The organism is Rhodanobacter sp. Root561, assembly GCF_001427365.1.
Lineage (GTDB): Bacteria > Pseudomonadota > Gammaproteobacteria > Xanthomonadales > Rhodanobacteraceae > Rhodanobacter.
The window spans coordinates 1,214,974-1,236,411 of the sequence record NZ_LMGH01000001.1 but is presented as its reverse complement, the minus strand read 5'-3'; the positions used below and the strand labels follow the sequence as shown (position 1 = coordinate 1,236,411).

The 21,438-nt window shown below is 65.8% G+C and carries 20 protein-coding genes, 4 tRNA genes, 1 other RNA gene and 2 pseudogenes; 5 read left to right on the top strand and 22 right to left on the bottom strand.

What is annotated here, in order from left to right:
- Positions 1-4 precede the first annotated feature (4 nt).
- The 14 genes and pseudogenes from rplV to ASD55_RS05265 form a co-directional block, all read right to left on the bottom strand.
- Positions 5-340, bottom strand: coding sequence for a 50S ribosomal protein L22 (gene rplV / locus ASD55_RS05320; RefSeq protein WP_007513348.1), 336 nt, complete (start codon positions 338-340; stop codon positions 5-7).
- The gene (gene rpsS / locus ASD55_RS05315) at positions 340-612 is read right to left on the bottom strand and encodes a 30S ribosomal protein S19 (protein ID WP_007082178.1); all 273 of its coding nucleotides are present in this window, start codon (positions 610-612) and stop codon (positions 340-342) included. Before rpsS ends, rplV begins: the two co-directional genes overlap by 1 nt.
- A 12-nt stretch (positions 613-624) precedes the next feature.
- On the bottom strand, positions 625-1,449 hold the full coding sequence (rplB, locus tag ASD55_RS05310; protein ID WP_007808200.1) for a 50S ribosomal protein L2: 825 nt from the start codon (positions 1,447-1,449) through the stop codon (positions 625-627).
- Positions 1,450-1,466: 17 nt separating this feature from the next.
- Positions 1,467-1,760: a 50S ribosomal protein L23 gene (gene rplW / locus ASD55_RS05305; protein WP_007808202.1), complete on the bottom strand. Its 294-nt coding sequence runs from the start codon at positions 1,758-1,760 to the stop codon at positions 1,467-1,469.
- Positions 1,757-2,359 carry a 50S ribosomal protein L4 gene (gene rplD, locus ASD55_RS05300; protein ID WP_007808203.1) on the bottom strand — a complete coding sequence of 201 codons (603 nt, stop codon included), beginning with the start codon at positions 2,357-2,359 and terminating at the stop codon, positions 1,757-1,759. The genes rplW and rplD overlap by 4 nt, the downstream gene beginning before the upstream one ends.
- Before the next feature lie 11 nt (positions 2,360-2,370).
- Positions 2,371-3,012, bottom strand: a complete 642-nt coding sequence (gene rplC / locus ASD55_RS05295) for a 50S ribosomal protein L3 (RefSeq protein WP_007808204.1) — start codon at positions 3,010-3,012, stop codon at positions 2,371-2,373.
- 20 nt (positions 3,013-3,032) lie between these two features.
- Positions 3,033-3,344 (bottom strand): 30S ribosomal protein S10, encoded by a 312-nt coding sequence (rpsJ, locus tag ASD55_RS05290; protein ID WP_007082173.1) that lies wholly within the window; start codon positions 3,342-3,344, stop codon positions 3,033-3,035.
- Positions 3,345-3,798: 454 nt separating this feature from the next.
- A complete protein-coding gene (locus tag ASD55_RS17965; RefSeq protein ID WP_255357463.1) occupies positions 3,799-3,894 on the bottom strand; it encodes a hypothetical protein in 96 nt (31 codons plus the stop codon).
- Between the two features lie 4 nt (positions 3,895-3,898).
- Positions 3,899-5,090, bottom strand: a pseudogene (tuf, locus tag ASD55_RS05285) (elongation factor Tu); the annotation flags it as partial.
- A 170-nt stretch (positions 5,091-5,260) separates the two neighbouring features.
- Positions 5,261-5,336 (bottom strand) — tRNA-Thr (locus ASD55_RS05280).
- Positions 5,337-5,460: 124 nt separating this feature from the next.
- Positions 5,461-5,534: transfer RNA gene (locus ASD55_RS05275), tRNA-Gly, on the bottom strand.
- Positions 5,535-5,552: 18 nt separating this feature from the next.
- Positions 5,553-5,695: non-coding RNA, RtT sRNA (locus tag ASD55_RS17960), on the bottom strand.
- Positions 5,696-5,733: 38 nt separating this feature from the next.
- Positions 5,734-5,819: transfer RNA gene (locus ASD55_RS05270), tRNA-Tyr, on the bottom strand.
- 93 nt (positions 5,820-5,912) lie between these two features.
- The gene (locus ASD55_RS05265) at positions 5,913-6,401 is read right to left on the bottom strand and encodes an acyl-CoA thioesterase (RefSeq protein ID WP_056764193.1); all 489 of its coding nucleotides are present in this window, start codon (positions 6,399-6,401) and stop codon (positions 5,913-5,915) included.
- A 153-nt stretch (positions 6,402-6,554) separates the two neighbouring features.
- On the opposite strand from ASD55_RS05265, the gene ASD55_RS05260 reads away from it, so the two are divergent.
- Together ASD55_RS05260 and ASD55_RS05255 are read left to right on the top strand one after the other, a co-directional pair.
- Positions 6,555-8,870 carry a SpoIIE family protein phosphatase gene (locus ASD55_RS05260; RefSeq protein WP_056764192.1) on the top strand — a complete coding sequence of 772 codons (2,316 nt, stop codon included), beginning with the start codon at positions 6,555-6,557 and terminating at the stop codon, positions 8,868-8,870.
- Positions 8,867-9,253: an STAS domain-containing protein gene (locus ASD55_RS05255; protein ID WP_056764190.1), complete on the top strand. Its 387-nt coding sequence runs from the start codon at positions 8,867-8,869 to the stop codon at positions 9,251-9,253. Before ASD55_RS05260 ends, ASD55_RS05255 begins: the two co-directional genes overlap by 4 nt.
- 10 nt (positions 9,254-9,263) lie before the next feature.
- Here the strand turns inward: ASD55_RS05255 and ASD55_RS18790 are convergent, their stop codons facing one another.
- Both ASD55_RS18790 and ASD55_RS18785 read right to left on the bottom strand, forming a co-directional pair.
- Positions 9,264-10,277 carry an isoaspartyl peptidase/L-asparaginase gene (locus ASD55_RS18790; protein WP_056764499.1) on the bottom strand — a complete coding sequence of 338 codons (1,014 nt, stop codon included), beginning with the start codon at positions 10,275-10,277 and terminating at the stop codon, positions 9,264-9,266.
- A gap of 180 nt (positions 10,278-10,457) precedes the next feature.
- A pseudogene (locus ASD55_RS18785) lies at positions 10,458-10,964 on the bottom strand (cyanophycinase); the annotation flags it as partial.
- Positions 10,965-11,390: 426 nt separating this feature from the next.
- Between ASD55_RS18785 and ASD55_RS05245 the strand changes: the two are divergent.
- From ASD55_RS05245 to ASD55_RS05235, 3 genes are all read left to right on the top strand, one after another.
- A complete protein-coding gene (locus ASD55_RS05245) occupies positions 11,391-11,978 on the top strand; it encodes a sigma-70 family RNA polymerase sigma factor (protein ID WP_343123465.1) in 588 nt (195 codons plus the stop codon).
- A complete protein-coding gene (locus tag ASD55_RS05240) occupies positions 11,956-13,008 on the top strand; it encodes a FecR domain-containing protein (RefSeq protein WP_056764189.1) in 1,053 nt (350 codons plus the stop codon). Before ASD55_RS05245 ends, ASD55_RS05240 begins: the two co-directional genes overlap by 23 nt.
- Positions 13,009-13,096: 88 nt before the next feature.
- Positions 13,097-16,177: a TonB-dependent receptor gene (locus ASD55_RS05235; protein WP_082542645.1), complete on the top strand. Its 3,081-nt coding sequence runs from the start codon at positions 13,097-13,099 to the stop codon at positions 16,175-16,177.
- 57 nt (positions 16,178-16,234) lie between these two features.
- Here the strand turns inward: ASD55_RS05235 and ychF are convergent, their stop codons facing one another.
- The 6 genes from ychF to ispE form a co-directional block, all read right to left on the bottom strand.
- The gene (gene ychF / locus ASD55_RS05230) at positions 16,235-17,323 is read right to left on the bottom strand and encodes a redox-regulated ATPase YchF (RefSeq protein WP_056764187.1); all 1,089 of its coding nucleotides are present in this window, start codon (positions 17,321-17,323) and stop codon (positions 16,235-16,237) included.
- A gap of 91 nt (positions 17,324-17,414) precedes the next feature.
- Positions 17,415-17,999: an aminoacyl-tRNA hydrolase gene (gene pth, locus ASD55_RS05225; RefSeq protein ID WP_056764185.1), complete on the bottom strand. Its 585-nt coding sequence runs from the start codon at positions 17,997-17,999 to the stop codon at positions 17,415-17,417.
- A 51-nt stretch (positions 18,000-18,050) separates the two neighbouring features.
- The gene (locus ASD55_RS05220; protein ID WP_056714285.1) at positions 18,051-18,746 is read right to left on the bottom strand and encodes a 50S ribosomal protein L25/general stress protein Ctc; all 696 of its coding nucleotides are present in this window, start codon (positions 18,744-18,746) and stop codon (positions 18,051-18,053) included.
- 167 nt (positions 18,747-18,913) lie between these two features.
- Positions 18,914-19,855, bottom strand: coding sequence for a ribose-phosphate diphosphokinase (locus ASD55_RS05215; protein WP_200946082.1), 942 nt, complete (start codon positions 19,853-19,855; stop codon positions 18,914-18,916).
- A 51-nt stretch (positions 19,856-19,906) separates the two neighbouring features.
- Positions 19,907-19,983 (bottom strand) — tRNA-Gln (locus ASD55_RS05210).
- Between the two features lie 43 nt (positions 19,984-20,026).
- A complete protein-coding gene (gene ispE / locus ASD55_RS05205; RefSeq protein WP_056764184.1) occupies positions 20,027-21,418 on the bottom strand; it encodes a 4-(cytidine 5'-diphospho)-2-C-methyl-D-erythritol kinase in 1,392 nt (463 codons plus the stop codon).
- Positions 21,419-21,438: the final 20 nt, after the last annotated feature.

Genomic DNA, 21,438 nt, shown 5'->3' with positions numbered 1-21,438 from the left:
CCGGTCAGTTACCAACAACCACAGTGATGTGGCTGGTGCGCTTGAGAATGCGCGAACCGCGGCCTTTGGCGCGGGCATACATGCGCTTCATCGCCGGACCTTCGTCGACGAAGATGCTGGCCACTTTCAGCTCGTCGACGTCGGCGCCGAGATTGTTCTCGGCGTTGGCGACGGCCGACAGCAGCACCTTGCGGACAAGGTGTGCGGCCTTCTTGTTGGTATAGGTGAGCACGTCGCTGGCCCGGCCCACGGGAAGCCCGCGGACGAGATCAGCCACCAGGCGTGCCTTTTGCGCCGAAATGCGGGCGCCGCGCAGGATCGCTTTGGCTTCAGTGCTCATCACTTGCCCTTCTTGTCGCCGACATGGCCTTTGAACGTGCGGGTCACCGCGAACTCGCCGAGCTTGTGCCCGACCATGTTCTCGTTGATCAGGACGGGCACGTGCTGACGGCCGTTGTGGATGGCGATGGTCAAGCCGACCATTTCCGGCAGGATCATCGAGCGACGCGACCAGGTCTTGATCGGGCGCTTGTTGTTGGCGGAAACCGCAGCTTCCACCTTCTTTACGAGGTGAAGGTCGACGAACGGACCTTTCTTCAAAGAGCGAGGCATGTCGGCTTCCTGTTACTTGGTACGACGACGCACGATGAACTGCTGCGTGCGCTTGTTGTTACGGGTCTTGTAACCCTTGGCCGGCGTGCCCCACGGGCTGACCGGATGACGACCGCCGGAGGTCTTGCCTTCACCACCACCGTGCGGATGGTCGACCGGGTTCATCACCACACCGCGAACGGTCGGGCGAATACCCAGCCAGCGCTTGGCGCCGGCCTTGCCGAGCTTCTTCAGGCTGTGCTCGCCGTTGCCGACTTCACCGATGGTGGCGCGGCAATCGACCGAGACGCGACGCATCTCCCCGGAGCGAAGACGCAACGTGGCGTAGCCGGACTCACGGGCCACCAGCTGCACGGAGGCGCCGGCGCTGCGGGCGATCTGCGCGCCCTTGCCCGGACGCAGTTCGATGCAGTGAATGGTGCTGCCCATCGGGATGTTGCGCAGCTGCAGGCAGTTGCCAGCCTTGATCGGCGCGTCACGACCGGACACCAGGCGATCGTCCACCTGCACGCCCTTCGGCGCGATGATGTAACGACGCTCGCCGTCGGCGTAGCACAGCAACGCGATGTGCGCGGTGCGGTTCGGATCGTATTCGATGCGCTCGACGCGGGCGGCGATGCCTTCCTTGTCGCGCTTGAAATCGATGATGCGGTAATGCTGCTTGTGACCGCCGCCACGATGACGCACGGTGATGCGACCGTGGTGGTTGCGGCCGCCGGTGCGGGACTGTGACTCGGTCAACGCCGCGTACGGCGCGCCCTTGTACAGGCCTTCCGTCTTGACGCTGACTGCGTCGCGACGACCCGGCGAGGTCGGCTTGTGGTTGATTAGTGCCATCTCACAGAACTCCTGGCTCAGGCCTTGGCGGCGACGTCGATGGTCTGGCCATCGGCAAGACGCACGTAGGCCTTGCGCTTGCCCTGGCGGCTGCCAGCGCGTTGACGAAAGGCTTTGACCTTGCCCTTGGTGTTGACGAGGTTCACCTGTTCGACCTTGACGTCGAACAGCTTCTCCACGGCAGAACGGACATCGGCCTTGGTTGCCGTGGGGGCGACCACGAATACGTACTGGTTGTGCTCGGCGAGACGCGCCGATTTCTCGGAGATGTGCGGCGCGCGCAGCGTGTCGAGAATGCGTTCGTTGTTCATGCCAGCCACTCCTCGACCTTCTTCACGGCGTCAACCGTCATCACCACATGGTCGGAACCGACCAGGCTGACCGGGTTCAGACCCATCACATCCAGCACATGGATGTAGGGGATGTTGCGGGCAGCCAGGAACACTGCCTCGGAGGCGTCTTCGGACACCAGCAGCACGCGACCGGAAACTTCCAGCTCGGCCAGCTTGGCAACCATCAACGAGGTCTTCGGGGACTCGACGCCGAAGCTCTCGACAACCTTCAGGCGACCCTGACGGGCCAGCTCGGAGAAGATCGAGCGAATCGCGACGCGGTACGCCTTGCGGTTGACCTTCTGCTCGTAGCTGCGGGGCTTTGCCGCGAACGCACGACCGCCGCCGACAAAGATCGGAGCGCGATAGTCGCCGTGACGGGCGCCACCGCCCTTCTGCTTCTTGAACTTCTTGGTGGTGCCGGACATCTGGCCGCGCGACAGCTGCGACTGGGTACCTGCACGACCGGCCGCCTGGTAGGCGATCACGACCTGGTGGACCAGGGCCTTCTTGTACTCGCCGCCGAACACTTCGTCCGACACGCTGAGCGGCTTGGCGCCAATAACATTGAGTTCCATGGCGTCTCTCCTCAGCTCTTCGTCGTCGGGCGGATGATGACGTCGCCACCGGTTGCACCCGGCACCGCGCCCTTCACCGCAATCAGATGACGCTCGGCGTCGACCTTGACCACTTCCAGACCCTGCTGCGTGCGGTTGACCGCACCCATGTGCCCGGACATCTTCTTGCCCGGGAACACGCGGCCCGGGGTCTGGCGCTGGCCGATGGAGCCCGGCGCACGATGCGACAGCGAGTTACCGTGGGTGGCATCACCCATCTTGAAGTTCCAGCGCTTGATCGTGCCCTGGAAGCCCTTGCCCTTCGACACGCCGGCGACATCGACGATCTGGCCGACGGTGAACACGTCGTCAGCCTTGATCTCGGCGCCCACTTCGTACTTGCCGAGGTCATCGGCAGACACGCGGAATTCCCACAAGCCACGACCCGGCTCGACCTTCGCCTTCGCGTAGTGGCCCTTCAGCGGCTGCGTCAGGAGGTTTGCGCGCTTGCTGCCCGCGGAAACCTGGACGGCGCTGTAGCCATCGTTATCGTCCGTCTTCAGCTGGGTCACCCGGTTCGGCGTCGCTTCGATCAGCGTCACCGGAATCGAGCGGCCATCTTCAGTGAAGAGCCGGCTCATGCCGCATTTGCGGCCAACCAATCCGATACTCATATTCGTATCCTGTCTGTCGCTCAACCGAGCTTGATCTGAACATCGACGCCAGCGGCGAGATCAAGCTTCATGAGCGCGTCCACGGTCTTGTCGTTCGGGTCGACGATGTCGAGCACACGCTTGTGGGTACGGGTCTCGTACTGGTCGCGTGCATCCTTGTCGACGTGCGGCGACGTCAGAATGGTGTAACGCTCGATCTTGGTCGGAAGCGGAATCGGGCCGAGTACCGTGGCACCCGTGCGCTTTGCCGTCTCGACGATCTCGCTGGCGGAGCGGTCGATCAGTCGATGATCGTACGCTTTCAGCCGAATCCGAATCTTCTGGTTCGCCATAACCGTGTCCTGTTGTCTAAAGAACGTAATGTGAAACGAAGCGGCTTCTCACCGCCCCGCACTACCTTTTGCCACTGCATCGGCGTCGCGCGGTGAACTGCATGACCCCTCTGAAAAACGCCAGGCGAGCAACGGAACGCTCGCCTGGCACAATCCGAATCTCGCGCAAAATGACGTGTCGACAGGATTTGCCCTGTCATCACGTCGACTTGCGAGGGCCGATCCACGGCCAGCGAACTCGAAACACATCCTGTGTCTCATTTCGCGGTAGGTCAGCCAAAACATGTCTGGCTGACGAGTGAGCTGCCAAGTATACCGACAAAACTTCAACAAGTGAAGGGGGTGTAGCGCGATCCGGAGATCACCACCTTGCCGATCGGGTTACTGGCTTACAGGTGCCGGGGAACGGGGAACGCGGCTTTGGCTCGCTCCGTTCCCCGTTCCCCGCTTTTTCTTACTTGATGACCTTGGCCACCACGCCGGCGCCGACGGTGCGGCCGCCTTCGCGGATGGCGAAACGCAGGCCTTCGTCCATCGCGATCGGGTGGATCAGNTTACTTGATGACCTTGGCCACCACGCCGGCGCCGACGGTGCGGCCGCCTTCGCGGATGGCGAAACGCAGGCCTTCGTCCATCGCGATCGGGTGGATCAGGCTCACCACCATCTTCACGTTGTCACCCGGCATCACCATCTCCACGCCTTCCGGCAACTGGCAGGCGCCGGTCACGTCGGTGGTGCGGAAGTAGAACTGCGGSCGGTAGCCCTTGAAGAACGGCGTATGACGGCCACCCTCGTCCTTCGACAGCACATAGACCTCGGCCTCGAAGTCGGTGTGCGGGGTGATCGTGCCCGGCTTGGCCAGCACCTGRCCACGCTCCACGTCGTCACGCTTCAGGCCGCGCAGCAGCAGACCGGCGTTGTCGCCCGCCTGACCCTGGTCCAGCAGCTTGCGGAACATTTCCACGCCCGTGACGGTCGTCTTCTGCGTGTCRCGGATGCCGACCACTTCGATTTCGTCGCCCACCTTGATGATGCCGCGCTCGATACGACCGGTCACCACGGTGCCGCGGCCCGAGATCGAGAACACGTCTTCCACCGGCATCAGGAACGGCTTGTCGATCGTGCGCACCGGCTCCGGGATGTARCTGTCCAGCGCGTCCACCAGCTTGATGATCGACGGCACGCCGATGTCGCTCTGGTCGCCTTCCAGCGCCAGCTTGGCCGAACCGTGGATCATCGGGGTGTCGTCGCCCGGGAACTCGTAYTTCGACAGCAGCTCGCGCACTTCCATCTCGACCAGTTCCAGCAGCTCGGCGTCGTCCACCATGTCCGCCTTGTTCAGGTAGACCACGATGTACGGCACGCCGACCTGGCGCGACAGCAGGATGTGTTCGCGGGTCTGCGGCATCGGGCCGTCAGCGGCCGAGCACACCAGGATCGCGCCGTCCATCTGCGCCGCACCGGTGATCATGTTCTTCACGTAGTCGGCATGGCCCGGGCAATCCACGTGCGCGTAGTGGCGCAGCGGCGACTCGTATTCCACGTGGGCGGTCGAGATCGTGATGCCGCGCGCCTTCTCTTCCGGCGCCGCGTCGATCGCGCTGTAGTCCTTGAACTCGCCACCGAAACGTTCCGCCCCGACCTTCGTCAGTGCGGCCGTCAGCGTCGTCTTGCCGTGGTCCACGTGACCAATCGTGCCGACGTTGACGTGCGGCTTGGTGCGTTCGAATTTACCCTTTGCCATGNTCAGTGCGGCCGTCAGCGTCGTCTTGCCGTGGTCCACGTGACCAATCGTGCCGACGTTGACGTGCGGCTTGGTGCGTTCGAATTTACCCTTTGCCATGCGCGCTACACCCCGATGGAGTCGATGAATTGAAGAAACTGCCCCTTCGGGGCTGGCCGGACTGGCCTGAATTGGTGCTCATAACAGGAATCGAACCTGTGACCTCTTCCTTACCAAGGAAGTGCTCTACCGACTGAGCTACATGAGCGTGGTGTATTTCATCCATCGTCCCTGATGGTGACTTCAGACCGGCATCCTGCCGGACCATTCAAAAAAGCGTCGATCTACGCACTTACTGCCTCGATCAACAGCGCCTGACACTTGCAGAGCAATGGAGCGGAAGGCGGGAATCGAACCCGCGTAATCAGTTTGGAAAACTGATGTTCTACCATTGAACTACTCCCGCCTGGCGCGGAACTCTTGCTGGTGGAGGGAGGTGGATCACTCCGGGCATCCTGCCCTCCGCCCCTCCGGGGCCGCGCCGCTTTCGCGTCGCGTTCAAAATCGCTCCAGGCGATTTTGTCGAACCACGACGGCGGATCTCATCCACCTCCATGGCCCTGCTTGTCAGATCTCTACAAACTTGATTACCGGGGTATTCAAGCTGGTGGAGGGAGGTGGATTCGAACCACCGAAGGCGTAAGCCAGCAGATTTACAGTCTGCCCCCGTTGGCCGCTTGGGTATCCCTCCAACAAAGAACGCGTATTGTGTGGATCAGGCCTCGAACTGTCAACACCTGCCGACGTGAATTTCACCTGCAGCGACGTTTTTTTGTCGCTGCGTTCAGTCCGTCGAAGTAGCGTTGAGGCGAACCAGCTGCTCCATGTCCTTCGACGCCTCGAGCAGCCGCCTGGCCTGTGCCTGCAGTCGCCGCTCGGCGGCGTCGCGCGGCTCCCAGTGCGGCACCGGCGTGGGCTTGCCATCCGGACTGTCCAGCGCCACGAAGACCATCACGCAGCTGGTGGCCAGGCGCCGCTCGTCCCTGCGCAGGTCGTTGGCCAGCACGTCCACGGCGAGATGCATGCTCGACGTGCCGGTGTGGATCAGGCGCGCTCGCACGGTGACCAGGTCGCCGATCAGGATCGGCGCCACGAACTGGATGCCGCTGACCGAGACGGTGACGCAATAGGCCCCGCTCCACGCCACCGCACAGGCGTAGCCGGCCTGATCGATCCACTTCATCGCCATGCCGCCATGCACCTTGCCACCGAAATTGACATCGGTGGGCTGGGCGAGGAAGCGGAAGGTCACTTCGTGCTGTTGTCCGGGCATGGGCTGGCATCTCGTCGGCGAAGTGGTAGACCGCAATTATGCCCTGCCTGTCCAGTCTTGCCGTGTCGCTCCTCTGTCACCGCGCATGGCCATCGGCTTGCGGCCGGCTTCGCTTCATGGCTAGATGCTTGGCAAGGACGCCAGGGAATTCCAATGGTCTTGCGCAGCATCGCATCGCGGACGGCATGGTGGGTTCTCGTCGGCTCCACCCTCGTGCTCGGCGCCATCGGCGGCCTGCTGCTTGCCCTGACCCGCGCGCAGATCCTGCAGCACACACACCATGAGGCAGCCGCCCTGGCCGCCAACGCAGGCAGCCAGATCCAGGCCCGCATCGATCGCATTGTCGTTTCGGCGCAGATGCTTGCCGCGATAGTTGCCACCCGCCAGGGCAACGCCGAACCGCTGTTGCGGGATACCCTGGCCGCCAACCTGGACATGGACGGCCTGGCTGCGGTGTTCAGGCCCTCGCCGAATCCCGCAAGCGCTCCACCCTATTCACCTTTCGTGAACCGCCTGGACGATGGTTCGCTGAGCAGCCGCGACCTGTCACATGACGCCAATCCCTACTGGAACAGCAACTGGTTCCTCGGCGGCCTTGGCTGTGCCGGCGGCTGCTGGCAGCGACCGTTCTTTTCGCAGTCGCGGCATCGCCAGCTGGTCAATTACTCCACCACGATCGAACGCGACGGGCACCCGATCGGCATCATCAACGCCGATGTCACGCTCAACTGGCTGCACCGGATTCTCGGCAGCCTGGACAAGCCGCCGGGCGCCTACGCCTTCGTGCTGGACAGCGACGGCAATTACCTGGCGCACGACAATCCGGAACTGGTCGGCCAGCGGGGCGCCACCGCCCTGCTCGACGCACTGGCCAGCGATCATGCGGGCTCCATGCGCCTGCCGGTGGCGCAGAACAGGCGGGCCCGGGGACCGGTATGGGTCTACTCCGCCCCGATCCAAGGCACCCGCTGGCGGCTCGGCCTGGTGGTGCCGGAATACCAGATCTACGCCAGCGTGCGACACATCTTCCAATTGAGCCTCGCCCTGGGCCTGCTGGCCATGCTCGGCGTGGCGCTGATCACGCTGCTGACGATCCGCCGCACGATGGCGCCGCTCGGCGTGCTGGCCGACCGTGCAGAGCACGTCGCCCGTGGCGAACTGGATTTCGAACTGCCGGTGGCCCGCCGCCCCGATGAAGTGGGCCGTCTCACCGAATCCTTCGACCAGATGCGTCGCGAACTGGCCCTGCACCTGGAGGACCTGGCCCGGGTCGCACGGGAAAAACAGCGACTGGCCAGCGAACTGGAGATCGCCCACCAGATCCAGCTCGGCCTGCTGCCGAATGCGCATTACTTGGACGCCGTCTGCGCGCAGTTCGAACTGCACGCCGCGCTGCGTCCCGCGCGAGCGGTCGGTGGCGATCTCTACAGCTATTTCATGCTCGACCCGCAGCGCTTCTTCGTGATGGTCGGCGACGTCTCGGACAAGGGCATCCCGGCGGCCCTGTTCATGGCGCAGACGATCACCCTGGCCAAGGCGCTGGCGCCGCGCGCGCAGACACCGCAGAACCTGCTGCGGCTGCTCAACCTCGAACTGTGCCGCGGCAACGACAGTTGCATGTTCGTCACCCTGCTTTGCGGCCTGCTAGACACCGGCAGCGGCAGCCTGGTGCTGGCCAGCGCCGGCCACGAGCCGCCGATCCTGTGTGGCCGTGGCGCGCCACAGGTGCTGGAATTTCCCACCGGGGCGGTGCTCGGCCTGTACGAGGATTCGGATTATCCGGAACACGTCCTGCGCCTGGGCCGGGGCGAAACGCTGCTGATGTACACCGACGGCATCACCGAAGCCAGCGACCACGACGAGCAGATGTACGGCATCGAACGCACCGTGGAAAGTCTCGCGCAGGTTCCGCCGACGGCAGCCACGGCCACCTACATCGAGCGCCTGCTGGGCGACGTGGACCGCTTCGTGGCCGATGCGCCGCAGGCCGACGACATCACCCTGCTGGCACTGAGCTGGCACGGCTCGGCGCTCAAGGCCACCGAGATGACCATCGACAACCGGCTGCCGGAGGTTTTCACCGCGCTCGACCGCTGCGAGCAGTTGCTGCAGGACGCCGGCACCCCGGCGTCGTTGTGCGGTGACATGCGCCTGGTGCTGGAGGAGCTGATGGTCAACACGGTCGAATACGGCTATCCCGATGGCCAGCCCGGCCAGATCGGCCTTCGGTTGCAGCCCCTGGCGGATGCCGTCACGGTCGAGCTGATCGACGACGGCGTCGCCTTCGACCCGCTGCAATGCGCCGATCCCGTCCTCACCGGCGACCTGGCCGATCGCGAACGGGTCGGCGGTCTCGGCATCCATCTCGCGCGTACCATGACCGACGAAATGCGCTATACACGGGATGCGCAAGGCAACCACCTGCTGCTTCGCTTCGCCTACCCGACCCAGGATGAATCTTCACCATGACGCTCAGCCTGCACAGTGAATTCTCCGCCCCCGATCGCGCCGTCGTGCAAGTCGGTGGGCGCCTCGATGCGATGACCTTCGGCGAACTCGATGAGGCCATGCTCGCCCTGCTGCCGCAGCTGCCCGATGGCGGCACCGTGGTGATCGACCTGGCCGGACTGACCTACATCAGCAGTGCCGGCCTGCGCAGCTTCGCCAAGGTGCGCAAGAGCATGCGCGCCCGCGGCGGCCACACCCTGTTGCTGAACCCGCAGGCGCAGGTGCGCAAGGTGTTCGACATCGTCAAGGCGGTGCCGGTGAACGAGGTGTTCACCAGCACGCAGGAGCTCGACGCCTATCTGGACCGCATGCAGCGGCAGATCACCGAAGGCGACGACGCCTGACCCATGCCGTTCAAGGCGTGGGTGGCGGCAGCGCCAGTGGATCGTTGTCGTAGATCGCCACGTGCGGCACGCCGTCGGCGCCGATCCAGCCCCGGTACATGCCCTCGGTGTTGAACGGCATCGCCGTGCTGCCATCGGCGCCCAGGATGATCGCGCCGCCGTCGCCGCCCATCTGCGGGATCTCGTCGTTGATCACCGCCTTGCCGGCCTGCTCCGCCGACTCGTGCAATTCGGTCATGCGCAGGCAGATCTCGCGCGCTGCCGAAACGCGGATGTAGTACTCGCCCCAGCCCGTGCCTGAAACCGCGCAGGCCACGTTCGCATAGGTGCCCGCGCCCACGATCGGCGAATCGCCGACCCGGCCGTAGCGCTTGTCGGTCATGCCGCCGGTCGAGGTGCCGGCGGCCAGGCGGCCTTGGCCGTCGCGCGCCACGGCGCCGACGGTGCCGAAATGTTTCAGCGCGCGCAGCCGTTCGGGCAGCGGCACGCCTGCGGCGTCTTCCTTCAGCGCCTTCTGCAGTTCCAGCCAGCGCCGCTCGGTGCGGAAGTACGCCGGATCGACCAGCTCGAATCCCTGCTCCGTGGCGAATTTCTCCGCGCCGTCGCCGACCATCATCACGTGCGGCGAATGCTCCATCACCGCGCGCGCCAGCAGGATCGGATGCTTCACGCGATGGACCTCCGCCACCGCGCCGGCGGCCAGCGCCGAACCATCCATGATCGAGGCATCCAGCTCGTTCCTGCCGTCATGGGTGAACACCGCGCCCCTGCCGGCGTTGAACAGCGGATCGTCCTCCAGCACGACGATCGCCGCCGTCACCGCGTCGGTCGCGGCCTTGCCGGCCTTGAGTTCCGCGTAACCCTTGCGCAATGCCAGCTCCATCGCGGCACGGGCGCCGGCTTCGATCTGCGGCGTCATGCCCGCCCGCTCCACGCCCGCGCCGCCGTGGATCACCAGCAGCGGTGCGTGCTCGCCGCGCAGGGTCAGCTCGCCGTCGCGCACGTCGGCGACGGCTTCGAACACCGGCCGGCTGACCGCGAGACGCTTCAGGTCGATCCGGCTTTGCGTGCCCACGCCGGTGACGCGCGTACCCGGGTAGTCGAGCGGTTTGCCGGCCGCAATCCGTTCGGGCGCTCCCTTCGGCTGCACCAGCCAGGCGAAGCCGTTGTCGATGGTGAACAGCCGCCCGATGCCGTCACCGTCCACGCACAGCGCCGCATCCTGATCCACGCCCAGGCCGACGATGTCGGCATGGCCCGCGTGGCGCAGGTTGGCCACGAACGCAATCAGCCGGCCGAGCCGGTCGCGGGCGTGGAAGTGGGTGTCGGTGATCACCTGCTGCATGTTGGGCAGGTGCATGAAATCGCCGACCAGGGTCATCGCCTTGCCCAGCGGGTCGCGCATCGCCTCCTTCGAGGTGATGCTGCCGCCATCCATCGCGCCATAGGCATGAGCGCCGAGAATGGCGAGCCCCGCGCTGGTGCCGCCGATCGGCTTGCCGTGCGCCACGTGCTCGTTCAACAGCGCGCCGAGCGGCGTGCCCTTCCAGAACCGCACGTAGTTGGCCTGGTCGCCGCCGGCGATGAAGATGCCGTCCGCGTGCCGCACGATGTCCAGCACCCGTGGATCGCTGGCGGCGGCGCGATCGTGGAAGACCAGCGTCTGCACCGAGGCCACGCCGCCGACTTCGTTGAACAGTTCCTTCTGCATGCCGTCGTCGCCGGAGGCGCGCAATATCACGAAATGCCCGTGGCCACCCTTCGCGGCGAACCAGGCGAACGCCTTGTGCGGCCACTCCCCGCCGCCCATCAACATCAGTGCCGGCTCGGTCGCGGCGGGGCGAACCGCCTCCGGATGGCCGATCCGGTAATACTCGTAGCCATGGCGCGCAGCGGCATCCGGCACGCCCGCCTGCGCCATCACCAGCCACGGCGCAAGCAACAGGACGAGCAGGCAAAGCAGGTGGCGCGACGGCGCGGCGAACCGCTGGAGCAAGGTCGTCATCGGGGTCTCTCCGGGCAGTTCCACCCGCGCAGACAGCGGGCACACACCTGATCCGGGACGAAGCTGGACGGCCGATCCCCCATGCCTTCGGACAAGGTGTTTCCCGCCGGCATTGGCGCTATCGTCGCCAGCGTGGACGACTCCCTCAACAACTGGTTTGCCCGCGAAATCCTCGTGCACGAAGGCGCGCTGATGCGTTACCTCTTACGCAGCTGGTTCCATCGCGACGAGATCCACGACCTGCGCCAGGAGATCTACGTACGCGTCTACGAGGCCGCGGCGAAGGCGCGCCCAGCGCAACCGAAGTCCTTCATGTTCACCACCGCGCGCCACCTGATGACCGATCGCCTGCGCCGCAGTCGGGTCGTCTCGATCGATGCCGTGGGTGATCTGGACGCGCTGAACGTCCTGATAGACGAGTTGTCGCCGGAACACCGGATGAGCGCGCGGCAGGAACTGCGGCACTTGGCCAGCGCCTTCGACCGCCTGCCCGACCGTTGCCGGGAAGTGGTCTGGCTGCGCCGGGTCGAGGAACTGTCGCAAAAGCAGGTCGCAGCACGCATGGGCATCAGCGAGAAGACCGTGGAAAAGCAGGTCGCCAAGGGCTCGCGCCTGATCGCCGAATACTTCTATGGCGGCACGCCGACGCATCGCGCGCGCCGCGACCGGATCATGGAAGCCAATGACGGGAACGGACATGGCCAGCAGCAGGGAGATTGAGCAGGTCGCCGCTGCCTGGCTGGCGCGACGCGACGCCGGCGGCTGGAGCGCGCGCGACCAGCAGCAGCTCGACGCCTGGCTGGATGAGGCGGTCGCGCACCAGGTCGCCTTTCTCCGGCTGGATGCCGCGTGGCGACAGAGCGGCCGGCTGCAGGCGCTCGGCGCCGGCATGGCGCCGGGCGTGGTGCCCGCACGCGGCAGTTGGGCGCACGCGTCGCATGGCGAAGACGAGGTGCCCACCACGACGCGGGATCGTGCCGAGCCGGAACGAGGCAGCCGTGCGGGGTCGCGCCGCTGGCTGCGCCTGTTCGCCGCGGCGGCGATGCTCGCCCTGGTCGTGTCGCTGGCGCTGGGCTGGCGCCATTACACCGCGGTCGACCAGGCTTCCTACCAGACCGCGATCGGCGGCTTGCAGGAGGTGCCGCTGGCCGACGGCTCGACCGTCACGCTGAGCAGCGACAGCCGCATGCTGGTCACCCTGTCCCACGGCGAACGCCACATCGACCTGCAGCGTGGCGAGGCGTTCTTTGCCGTGGCCAAGGATCGCGCCCGGCCTTTCGTGGTCAGCACCGGCAGCCGCCGGGTGATCGCCGTGGGCACCCGCTTCGCCGTGCGCCGCGACGCCGCCGACCTGCGCGTGGTGGTGACCCAGGGCCTGGTGCGGCTGGAGTCGGACAACCGGCCCGACGGCGAACGCCAGCCCACCACCTTGCTGCCCGCCGGCAGCATCGCCACGGCCAGCGATGCCGGCGTGGTGGTGCGCTCCGGCCCGGTCCAGCAGGCCGAGGAATACCTCAGCTGGCGCAGCGGCTTCGTCAGCTTTCACGACACGCCACTGGCCATCGCCGCCGCCGAGTTCAACCGCTACAACACGCGCAAGATCGTGATCGGCGACACCAGCGTGGGCAACATGCGGGTGGGCGGCAACTTCCGCTGGTCCAACACCGACGCCTTCGTGCGCCTGCTGGCGCAGGGCTTCCCGATCAGGGCGCAGCAGCAGGGCGACAACATCGTGCTGCGCCGCCGCTGAGGTTCGCGCGAGGGGGGATTTGCCGCAGCCGTTCGTCCCGGCTTTCACATGGCGCGCATCGCGCGCGCCCACCTGGGGAGAGGTGACCATGGTTCGTTCGCTACGTGGCATGCTGTTCGTGATGGCCTGTTCGGTGTCGGCCTTCGCCTCGGCCCAGGGCAATGCGGTCCGGCAGATCGACATTCCCGCCGGTGAGCTGGTCACCGCCCTGGACAGCCTGGCGCGCCAGTCCGGCGCCCAGTTCATCTATCAGGCGGATCAGCTGAAGGGCCTGCGCACCGGCGGCGTGCATGGCGCGCTGTCGGCCGACCAGGCGCTGGGTCGCCTGCTCGCCGGCACCGGCTTCACCGTCCACCGCGACGACTCCGGCGCCGTCGTCATCGTGAAGGGCGCCAGCCAATCGGTTCGACCGGCTTCGTCGGCCACGCCGGCCAGCAGTCGCAGCGGCGCGAGCGCGGACCCGCAGGAAGCCACCCGGCTGGACGAAGTCCAGGTCACCGGCTCGCGCATCCCCCGCGCCCAGGTCGAAGGGCCGGCGCCGGTCACCGTGATCACCGCCAACGACATCAAGGCCAGCGGTTTCGCCAGCGTGCCCGACGTGATGCGCGCGATCACCCAGAACAGCGGCGAGACGCAGAGCCAGCAGTCCTCCAGCGGCGCCGACTTCTCGCCCGGCGCCGAGGAAGTCGACCTGCGCGGACTCGGCCCCAACCACACCCTGGTGCTGGTCAACGGCCGCCGCATCGCCGACTTTCCGATGCCGTTCAAGGGCCGCAGCAACTTCACCGATGTCTCCAACATCCCGATCGGCATGATCGACCGCATCGAGGTGCTCACCGGCAGCGCCTCGGCGGTCTACGGTTCGGACGCGATCTCCGGCGTGGTGAACTTCATCCTGAAGGACCACGCCGACGGCACCACCATCGACCTGCGCTACGGCGACACCACCCGCGGCGGCGGCGCCTCGACCAAGCTCAACTTTTCCACCGGCTTCTCGCACGACGATTTCAACCTGGTATTCGGCGCCGAGCTGATCGACCAGAAGCCACTGTGGGCCTATGACCGGAAGATCCAGGATTCCACCGCCGACGCGCCCACCGAACGCTCGCAGGTACCGCGGCGCACCTTCCTCAACGGCGACTGGAACGACGACTACATCGACCCGGGTCAGGCCACCTGCGACGCGCTGGGCTATCTCAACGGCGGCACCACGGTGTATGCGAACCGGCCGCGCTACGGCAATTTCTGCGGCAGCGCGGAGTCGATCGGCTACGGCACCATCCTCAGCCAGCGCCGCGGCATCAACACCTACACCTCGACCAACCTGAAGATCAACGACAACCTGAGCTGGTTCGGCGACATGCAGCTGGGCTGGAGCAAGGTGAAATTGTTTCGCGACGTCGAGCAGTGGAACTACCAGGCGCCCGACGGCAACGAGGACGGTTACTTCTACAACGCGCACAGCGGCGGCATCGAGAACTGGTATCGCCAGTTCACGCCCGAGGAAATGGGCGGCCTCGGCCGCGGCATGATCGAGAACACCCAGAAGACCTTCAGCCTCACCACCGGCTTCAAGGGCACGTTCGGCCAGGCCTGGGATTACGAGGCCTCGCTGAGCCACTCGCAGTACAAGGCGCTGATCAGCTGGCCGCAGACCGTCGCGTCGAAGGCGAATGACCTCTACCTCGGCCCGCAGCTCGGCGTGGACGCCGACAGCGGTCTGCCGATCTTCGACGCCGACCCGAGCCGCCTGTACACGCCGCTGACCCGCGCCGAATACGACTCGATCACCGCACGCACCAACTACCACCCCGAGTCGCGCAGCGACACGCTGGCGTTCACCCTGACCAACACCGAGCTGTTCAGCCTGCCGGCCGGGCCAGCCGGTTTTGCCGGCGTGGTCGAGTACGGCAACCAGTCCTACGACCTCAAGCCCGACCCGCTGGCCACCCAGTATTACTACTACAGCTGGAAGGACTCCGACGGCCACGGCAGCCGCAACCGCTGGGCCGCCGCCGGCGAACTGCGCATGCCGCTGCTGGATTCGCTCAACTGGAGCGTGGCCGGTCGCTACGACCAGTACCGCTTCTCCGGCCACAAGACCGGCAAGCTGACCTGGAGCACCGGCCTGGAATGGCGCCCGCTGGATACTCTGCTGGTGCGTGGCTCCTACGGCACCGCATTTCGCGCGCCGGACCTGCACTACGTCTACTCCGGCATCGGCAACGACGAGACTTCGGGCAACGACTACTACCTGTGCCGCACCGAAGAGCCTGACGAGGACATCACCGACTGCTCGTATTCCGACCAGGGCCTGATCCGCACACGCCAGGGCAATCGCGACCTGGACTCCGAAACCAGCACCTCGTGGACCGGCGGCTTCGTCTGGTCGCCCACGCCGAACCTGGATTTCTCGGTCGACTACTTCAACATCCGCATGCAGAACCAGGTGCAGGACCTCAGCACCGACCGCATCCTGCAACTGGAAGCCAGCTGCCGCATCGGCAGCGACGTGAACGGCAACGCGGTGGATGCGAATTCGCCCAGCTGCATCGACGCGATAGCGCGGGTGAACCGCTACCCGGCGGACAGCGCGGTCGACCCGGGCGGCCTGTACGGCATCTTCGTCAACCCGATCAACGTCGCCAACGAACGCACCAGCGGCGTCGACGTCAGCAGCCATTACAAGCTGGAAACCGCGATCGGCACGTTCCGCTTCAGCGGCAACTACACCTGGACGCGCAACCACCTGTTCCAGCAATACCCGGGCGACCCGACCCTGGACGAGCTGGCCGTCAACAGCGGCTTCGACATTCCCCGCGAGAAGACCAGCGCCAGCGTGTCGTGGGAACGCAAGGCCTGGTCGGCGACGCTGTTCGGCTCACGCCTGGGTCGACTGCCGAACTCCGACTCCTACGACCAGATCGTCGACACCGACGCCGGCGAGGCGGCCTGGGTGCACGCCACCTATCGCTACAACGCCACGCTGCAATACAAGTTCAGCGATCACGCGCAGCTGTCGCTGGCGGTGGACAACCTGTTCGACAAGCTGCCGCCACGCGACCCCAGCTACACGGCGTATCCGTATTACGACGTGTCCTGGTTCGACGCCGCCGGACGCAGCTACTACCTGCAGTTCACCTGGAAGCTCGGCGGCAGCGCGCTCTGAACCGCACAAAAAACAGCGCACCGGAGTGCGCTGTTTTTCGCGATGGATGGAACCGCGTCAGACGTTGAACAGGAAGTGCAGCACGTCGCCGTCCTTGACGACGTATTCCTTGCCTTCCTTGCGCAGTCGGCCGGCCGCGGCGGCGCCGGCTTCGCCCTTGTACTGGATGAAGTCGTCGTAGCTGATCGTCTCGGCGCGGATGAAGCCCTTCTCGAAATCGCTGTGGATCACGCCCGCCGCCTGCGGTGCGCTGGAGCCGCGTCGCAACTGCCACGCGCGCACTTCCTTCACGCCGGCGGTGAAATAGGTCTGCAGGTCGAGCAATTTGTAACCCGCGCGGATCACCCGGTTCAGGCCCGGCTCGTCCAGGCCCATGTCCTTCAGGAACTCGTCGCGGTCGGCGTCGTCGAGCTGCGCCATCTCTTCCTCGATCGCGGCGCACACCGGCACCACTTCGGCACCCTCGGTGGCGGCACGCGCACGCACCGCGTCCAGCAGCGGGTTGTTTTCGAAGCCGTCGTCGGCGACGTTGGCGATGTACATCAGCGGCTTCAAGGTGAGCAGGAACAGGTCGCGCACCAGCGCCTTCTCTTCCTCGTCCAGCCCGAGGCTGCGCGCGGACTTGCCTTCGTTGAGGCCAGCGGACAGTTTCTGCAGCACCGGCTTCTTGGCCACCGCCTCCTTGTCGTTCGCCTTGGCCGCGCGCTCGGCGCGGTTCAGTGCCTTGTCCACCGACTCCAGGTCGGCCAGCGCCAGCTCGGTGTCGATCGTCTCGATGTCGGAGATCGGATCGACCTTGCCGGCCACGTGGATCACGTCACCTTCGAAGCAGCGCACCACGTGGGCGATCGCGTCGACCTCGCGGATGTGCGCCAGGAACTTGTTGCCCAGACCCTCGCCCTTCGACGCGCCAGCCACCAGGCCGGCGATGTCGACGAACTCCACCGCAGTCGGGATCACCTTCTGCGGATTGACGATGGCCGCCAACGCATTCAGCCGCGGATCCGGCACCGGCACCACGCCGACGTTCGGCTCGATCGTGCAGAACGGAAAATTCGCCGCCGCGATGCCGGCCTTGGTCAGCGCGTTGAACAGGGTGGACTTGCCGACATTGGGCAGACCGACGATGCCGCATTTGATGCCCATGGATGTGATTCCGGGAATAGGGAATGGGGAATCGGGAACAGGAGAAGCAGGAATCGGGCTTGGTTTTTGACCATTCCCGATTCCCCATTCCCTATTCCCGGCTATTCGTATGCAACTGCTTCATCGCCTTCTCGAACTGGCCTTCCACCGCCAGCGGCAGCACGTCCAGGGCGCGGGCGATGCCGTCGAGGATCGCGTCCTCGTCCGTGGCCGACGGCCGGCCCAGCACCCAGGGCGTGACCTGGTCGCGGTGGCCGGGATGGCCGATGCCCACGCGCAACCGATGGAACTTGCCGTGGCCGAGATGGGCCATGATGTCGCGCAGGCCGTTCTGGCCGCCGTGGCCGCCGTCGAATTTCATCCGCACGGTGCCCGCAGGAAGGTCTAGGTCGTCATGCGCGACCAGGCATTGTTCGGGTTCGATCTTGTAGTAGCGCAGCGCCGAAACCACGGCGATGCCGCTCTTGTTCATGAAGGTGGCCGGCTTCAGCAGCCAGACCGGTTCGCCGCCGAGGCGTACGCGGCAGCTTTCGCCGTGCAGCTTGCCGTCGAAGGCGAAGCGCTCGCCCTGCCCGCTGGCGAGGGCGTCAACTAGCCAGAACCCGGCGTTGTGCCGGGTTCTGAGGTATTCGGCACCGGGGTTGCCCAGTCCGACGATGAGTCGCAAACCAGCCATGAGCGACCAGCCACATGATCCCGCGCCCTCACGGACGCGGGATCACACGACTTACTTCTTGTCGCCAGCCGGCTTGGCGGGAGCCTTGGCAGACTTGGCCGCGGCGGCCTTGTTCGCTTCGGCCTCGGCCTCGGCGGCAGCGTCTTCGGCGGCGTCCGCAGCGCTTTCCTTGACCACGTTCACCGTGACCACGGCAGCGTCATGCGCCTCGCCCAGCTGCAGCGCGGGCAACTCCACGTTTGCCGGCAGCTTCAGCTGCGACAGGTGGATGATGTCGCCGGCCACCAGCTCGCCCAGGTCCAGCTCGATGTAGGCAGGCAGGTCCTTCGGCAGGCAGCTGACTTCCACTTCGGTCAGGTTGTGCGAGATCACCACGCCGGAGGTCTTGCCCGCGGGCGACTTTTCCTGGTTCAGGAAGTGCAGCGGCACGTTGGCGCGCAGCTTGGCGTTCTCGTCGATGCGCAGGAAATCCATGTGCATCATCAGCTGCTTGAACGGATGCTTCTGCCAGTCGCGCACCAGCACCTTCTGCACCTTGCCGTCGACGTTCAGGTCGAGCACCGAGGAGAAGAACCACTCGTTCTTGGCGGCGAGCAGGATGGTGTTGTGTTCGATCTGGATGCTTTCCGGCGGCTGGCCGGCGCCGTAGACAACGGCAGGCACGAAAGCGGCATGACGCAGGCGGCGGCTCGCACCTTTCCCCTCGTCCTTGCGGCTCTGCGCCTTGATTTCATGAGTCTTGGTCATTTCATTACTACCTGGTTTGTGTTTGCCGCCTCGCAGCGGCTGAGTGACTTCCCCGCGACCAGGGAAGTCGGTTGAGCCGGGAATGGAGAATCGGGAATGGAGAATCGTCGAGCGCGCAAGCCGTGCTTTTACAATTCCCTATTCCCGATTCTCCATTCCCGTAGATATCAATCCACGTACAGCGAACTCACCGACTCGCCGAAGGCGATGCGGCGAATGGTCTCGGCCAGCAGCTCGGCGACCGAGAGCTGGCGGATCTTGGCGCAGGCCTTGGCTTCAGGGCGCAGCGGCAAGGTATTGGTGACCACCAGCTGGTCGAGCTGGGAGCCTTCGATGTTGCTGATCGCCGCGCCCGACAGCACCGGGTGCACGCAGTAGGCGACCACCTTGCGGGCGCCGCGCTCCTTGAGGGCAGCAGCAGCCGCGCACAGCGTGCCGGCGGTGTCGACGATGTCGTCGACCATCACGCAGGTCTTGCCTTCCACGTCGCCGATGATGTTCATCACGGTCGACACGTTGGCACGCGGCCGGCGCTTGTCGATGATCGCCAGGTCCGCGTCGTCGAGCCGCTTGGCGATCGCGCGGGCGCGCACCACGCCGCCCACGTCCGGGCTGACCACGATCAGGTCGTCCATGCTGTGGCTGCGCCAGATGTCGGCCAGCAGCACCGGCGAGGCGTAGACGTTGTCGACCGGCATGTCGAAGAAGCCCTGGATCTGGTCGGCGTGCAGATCCACCGTCAGCACCCGGTCCACGCCCGCGGCGCCGATCATGCGGGCAGCCAGCTTGGCGGTGATCGGCACCCGCGCCGAACGCGGCCGGCGATCCTGCCGGGCATAGCCGAAGTACGGCATCACCGCGGTGACGCTGGCCGCGGAGGCGCGCTTCAGCGCGTCGGTCAGCGCCAGCAGCTCGAACAGGTTGACCGCGCTGGGCGCGCCCGTCGGCTGGATCACGAACACTTCCTGCCGGCGTACGTTCTCCTCGATCTCGATCTGCACTTCGCCGTCGCTGAACGTGCCGACCAGCGCCTTGCCCAGCGGCACGCCCAGGCGATGGGCGACATCCTCGGCCAGGGCACGATGTGCGTTACCGGTAAACAGCATCATCGGGGTGGACGTGTCCACAGGTGTTACCTCGAAAACTTGGCCATCATGAAATGGCTGGGGCGGCAGGATTCGAACCTGCGTATGCGGGAATCAAAATCCCGTGCCTTAACCAGCTTGGCGACGCCCCAGTATTTGTTTGATCCGTCTATCCCAGAACTTCGTCCGCTTCCATCAATCCGCAGGCACCGCACCGGCATGTCGCTTCAACGACGACAGCAGGGGCGACACGTCGACGCCACCGGCAACATGCGCCGTGAACGCCACCGGACACTGCCTTGCCACCGCCTGCGCCCGCTCCATCGAACGCAGCTCCAGGAACACGCAACCGCCGCTGCCGGATAGTCGCGCCTGGCCGAAACCGTCCAGCCAGTCCAGCGCCGCAGCCACCCGCGGGTGCCGCGCGCACGCGACCGGCGCGAAGGCGTTTTCCGTCGTTTCGCCTGAAGCAAAGGATGAAATTGTCGCCCGCGGGGCATTTCGTGTCAATTCAGACGCTTGAAACAGCGCTGCCGTCGGCACTGCCTCATGGGGATCGAGCACCACGTAGTGGCGCGGCGGCAGCGCCAGCGGCGTCAGCTGCTCGCCCACCCCCTCGGCCCAGGCCGAGCGTCCGCGCACGAAGACCGGCACGTCGGCGCCCAGCTGGCGTCCCAGTTCGGCCAGCACATCCTCGTCCAGGCCCAGCTGCCACAGCTGGTTCAGCGCCACCAGCACGGTGGCCGCATCCGAGCTGCCGCCGCCCAGGCCGCCGCCCATCGGGATGCGCTTGTCCACCTCGATGTCGGCACCCAGGCTTGTCGCGGCGTGCCGCTGCAACAGGCGCGCGGCGCGCACCACCAGATCGTCGGCCTCGGCCACGCCAGGAATGCCCCGCACGCGCCGGATCTCGCCGTCATCGCGCACGCGCAGGCGCACTTCGTCACCCCAGTCGAGCAGGCGGAACACCGTCTGCAGCTCGTGGTAGCCATCGGCCCGTCGCCCGACGATGCGCAGGAACAGGTTCAGCTTGGCCGGCGCCGGCCACACCGTCCATTCAGCGGGCGCGGGGGGTGTCAGCAGGCGGCTCATGAATACGCGCAAGGTGTCGGGAAAGCCGTTCTCGCGATCGCGCTGGCGCGCCAACGCAAAGGCGGGATCGTGCTTGTCGACCATGACAAAACCGTGCTTCGCATAGAACGGCGCATTCCACGGCACGTCGGCCAGGGTGCCCAGGTCCACCCGCCGATAACCGGCCGAACGGGCCCACGCGCAAGCATGTTCCAGCAACGCGGCACCGATCCCGCGCCGGCCGTAGAGCGGCAGCACGTCGATCTCGGCGATGCCGATCGCACCGGGTTCCAGCTCCGCGTCCAGCCAGACGAAGCCCACCGGATCGCCGGCTTCGCCCAGGGCGACCCAGACCAGGCCGCGGCTGATCGCCTGCAACAGTTGTTCCGGCGGCATCGACAGCGCCGCATAGCTTGTCCATGCCGGATGCCCGCGGAACAGGTGCACGGCCTTGCGCTCGATCGCGCACAAGGCCTCGACCTGGCCGGGTTCAGCGCGTGCGATGGAAAAGGGCATGCTTGCGTTCCGGGATTCGC

Bases quoted from the DNA above. Each gene is read 5' to 3' on its own strand.
- rplB (WP_007808200.1), bottom strand. From the start codon at position 1,449: ATGGCACTAATCAACCACAAGCCGACCTCGCCGGGTCGTCGCGACGCA.
- ASD55_RS05260 (WP_056764192.1), top strand. From the start codon at position 6,555: ATGGTCTTGCGCAGCATCGCATCGCGGACGGCATGGTGGGTTCTCGTC.
- ASD55_RS05255 (WP_056764190.1), top strand. From the start codon at position 8,867: ATGACGCTCAGCCTGCACAGTGAATTCTCCGCCCCCGATCGCGCCGTC.
- rpsS (WP_007082178.1), bottom strand. From the start codon at position 612: ATGCCTCGCTCTTTGAAGAAAGGTCCGTTCGTCGACCTTCACCTCGTA.
- rplD (WP_007808203.1), bottom strand. From the start codon at position 2,359: ATGGAACTCAATGTTATTGGCGCCAAGCCGCTCAGCGTGTCGGACGAA.
- rplC (WP_007808204.1), bottom strand. From the start codon at position 3,012: ATGAGTATCGGATTGGTTGGCCGCAAATGCGGCATGAGCCGGCTCTTC.
- rplV (WP_007513348.1), bottom strand. From the start codon at position 340: ATGAGCACTGAAGCCAAAGCGATCCTGCGCGGCGCCCGCATTTCGGCG.
- ychF (WP_056764187.1), bottom strand. From the start codon at position 17,323: ATGGGCATCAAATGCGGCATCGTCGGTCTGCCCAATGTCGGCAAGTCC.
- rpsJ (WP_007082173.1), bottom strand. From the start codon at position 3,344: ATGGCGAACCAGAAGATTCGGATTCGGCTGAAAGCGTACGATCATCGA.
- ASD55_RS05220 (WP_056714285.1), bottom strand. From the start codon at position 18,746: ATGACCAAGACTCATGAAATCAAGGCGCAGAGCCGCAAGGACGAGGGG.
- ASD55_RS05215 (WP_200946082.1), bottom strand. From the start codon at position 19,855: ATGATGCTGTTTACCGGTAACGCACATCGTGCCCTGGCCGAGGATGTC.
- ASD55_RS05235 (WP_082542645.1), top strand. From the start codon at position 13,097: ATGGTTCGTTCGCTACGTGGCATGCTGTTCGTGATGGCCTGTTCGGTG.
- rplW (WP_007808202.1), bottom strand. From the start codon at position 1,760: ATGAACAACGAACGCATTCTCGACACGCTGCGCGCGCCGCACATCTCC.
- ASD55_RS05240 (WP_056764189.1), top strand. From the start codon at position 11,956: ATGGCCAGCAGCAGGGAGATTGAGCAGGTCGCCGCTGCCTGGCTGGCG.
- pth (WP_056764185.1), bottom strand. From the start codon at position 17,999: ATGGCTGGTTTGCGACTCATCGTCGGACTGGGCAACCCCGGTGCCGAA.
- ispE (WP_056764184.1), bottom strand. From the start codon at position 21,418: ATGCCCTTTTCCATCGCACGCGCTGAACCCGGCCAGGTCGAGGCCTTG.
- ASD55_RS05265 (WP_056764193.1), bottom strand. From the start codon at position 6,401: ATGCCCGGACAACAGCACGAAGTGACCTTCCGCTTCCTCGCCCAGCCC.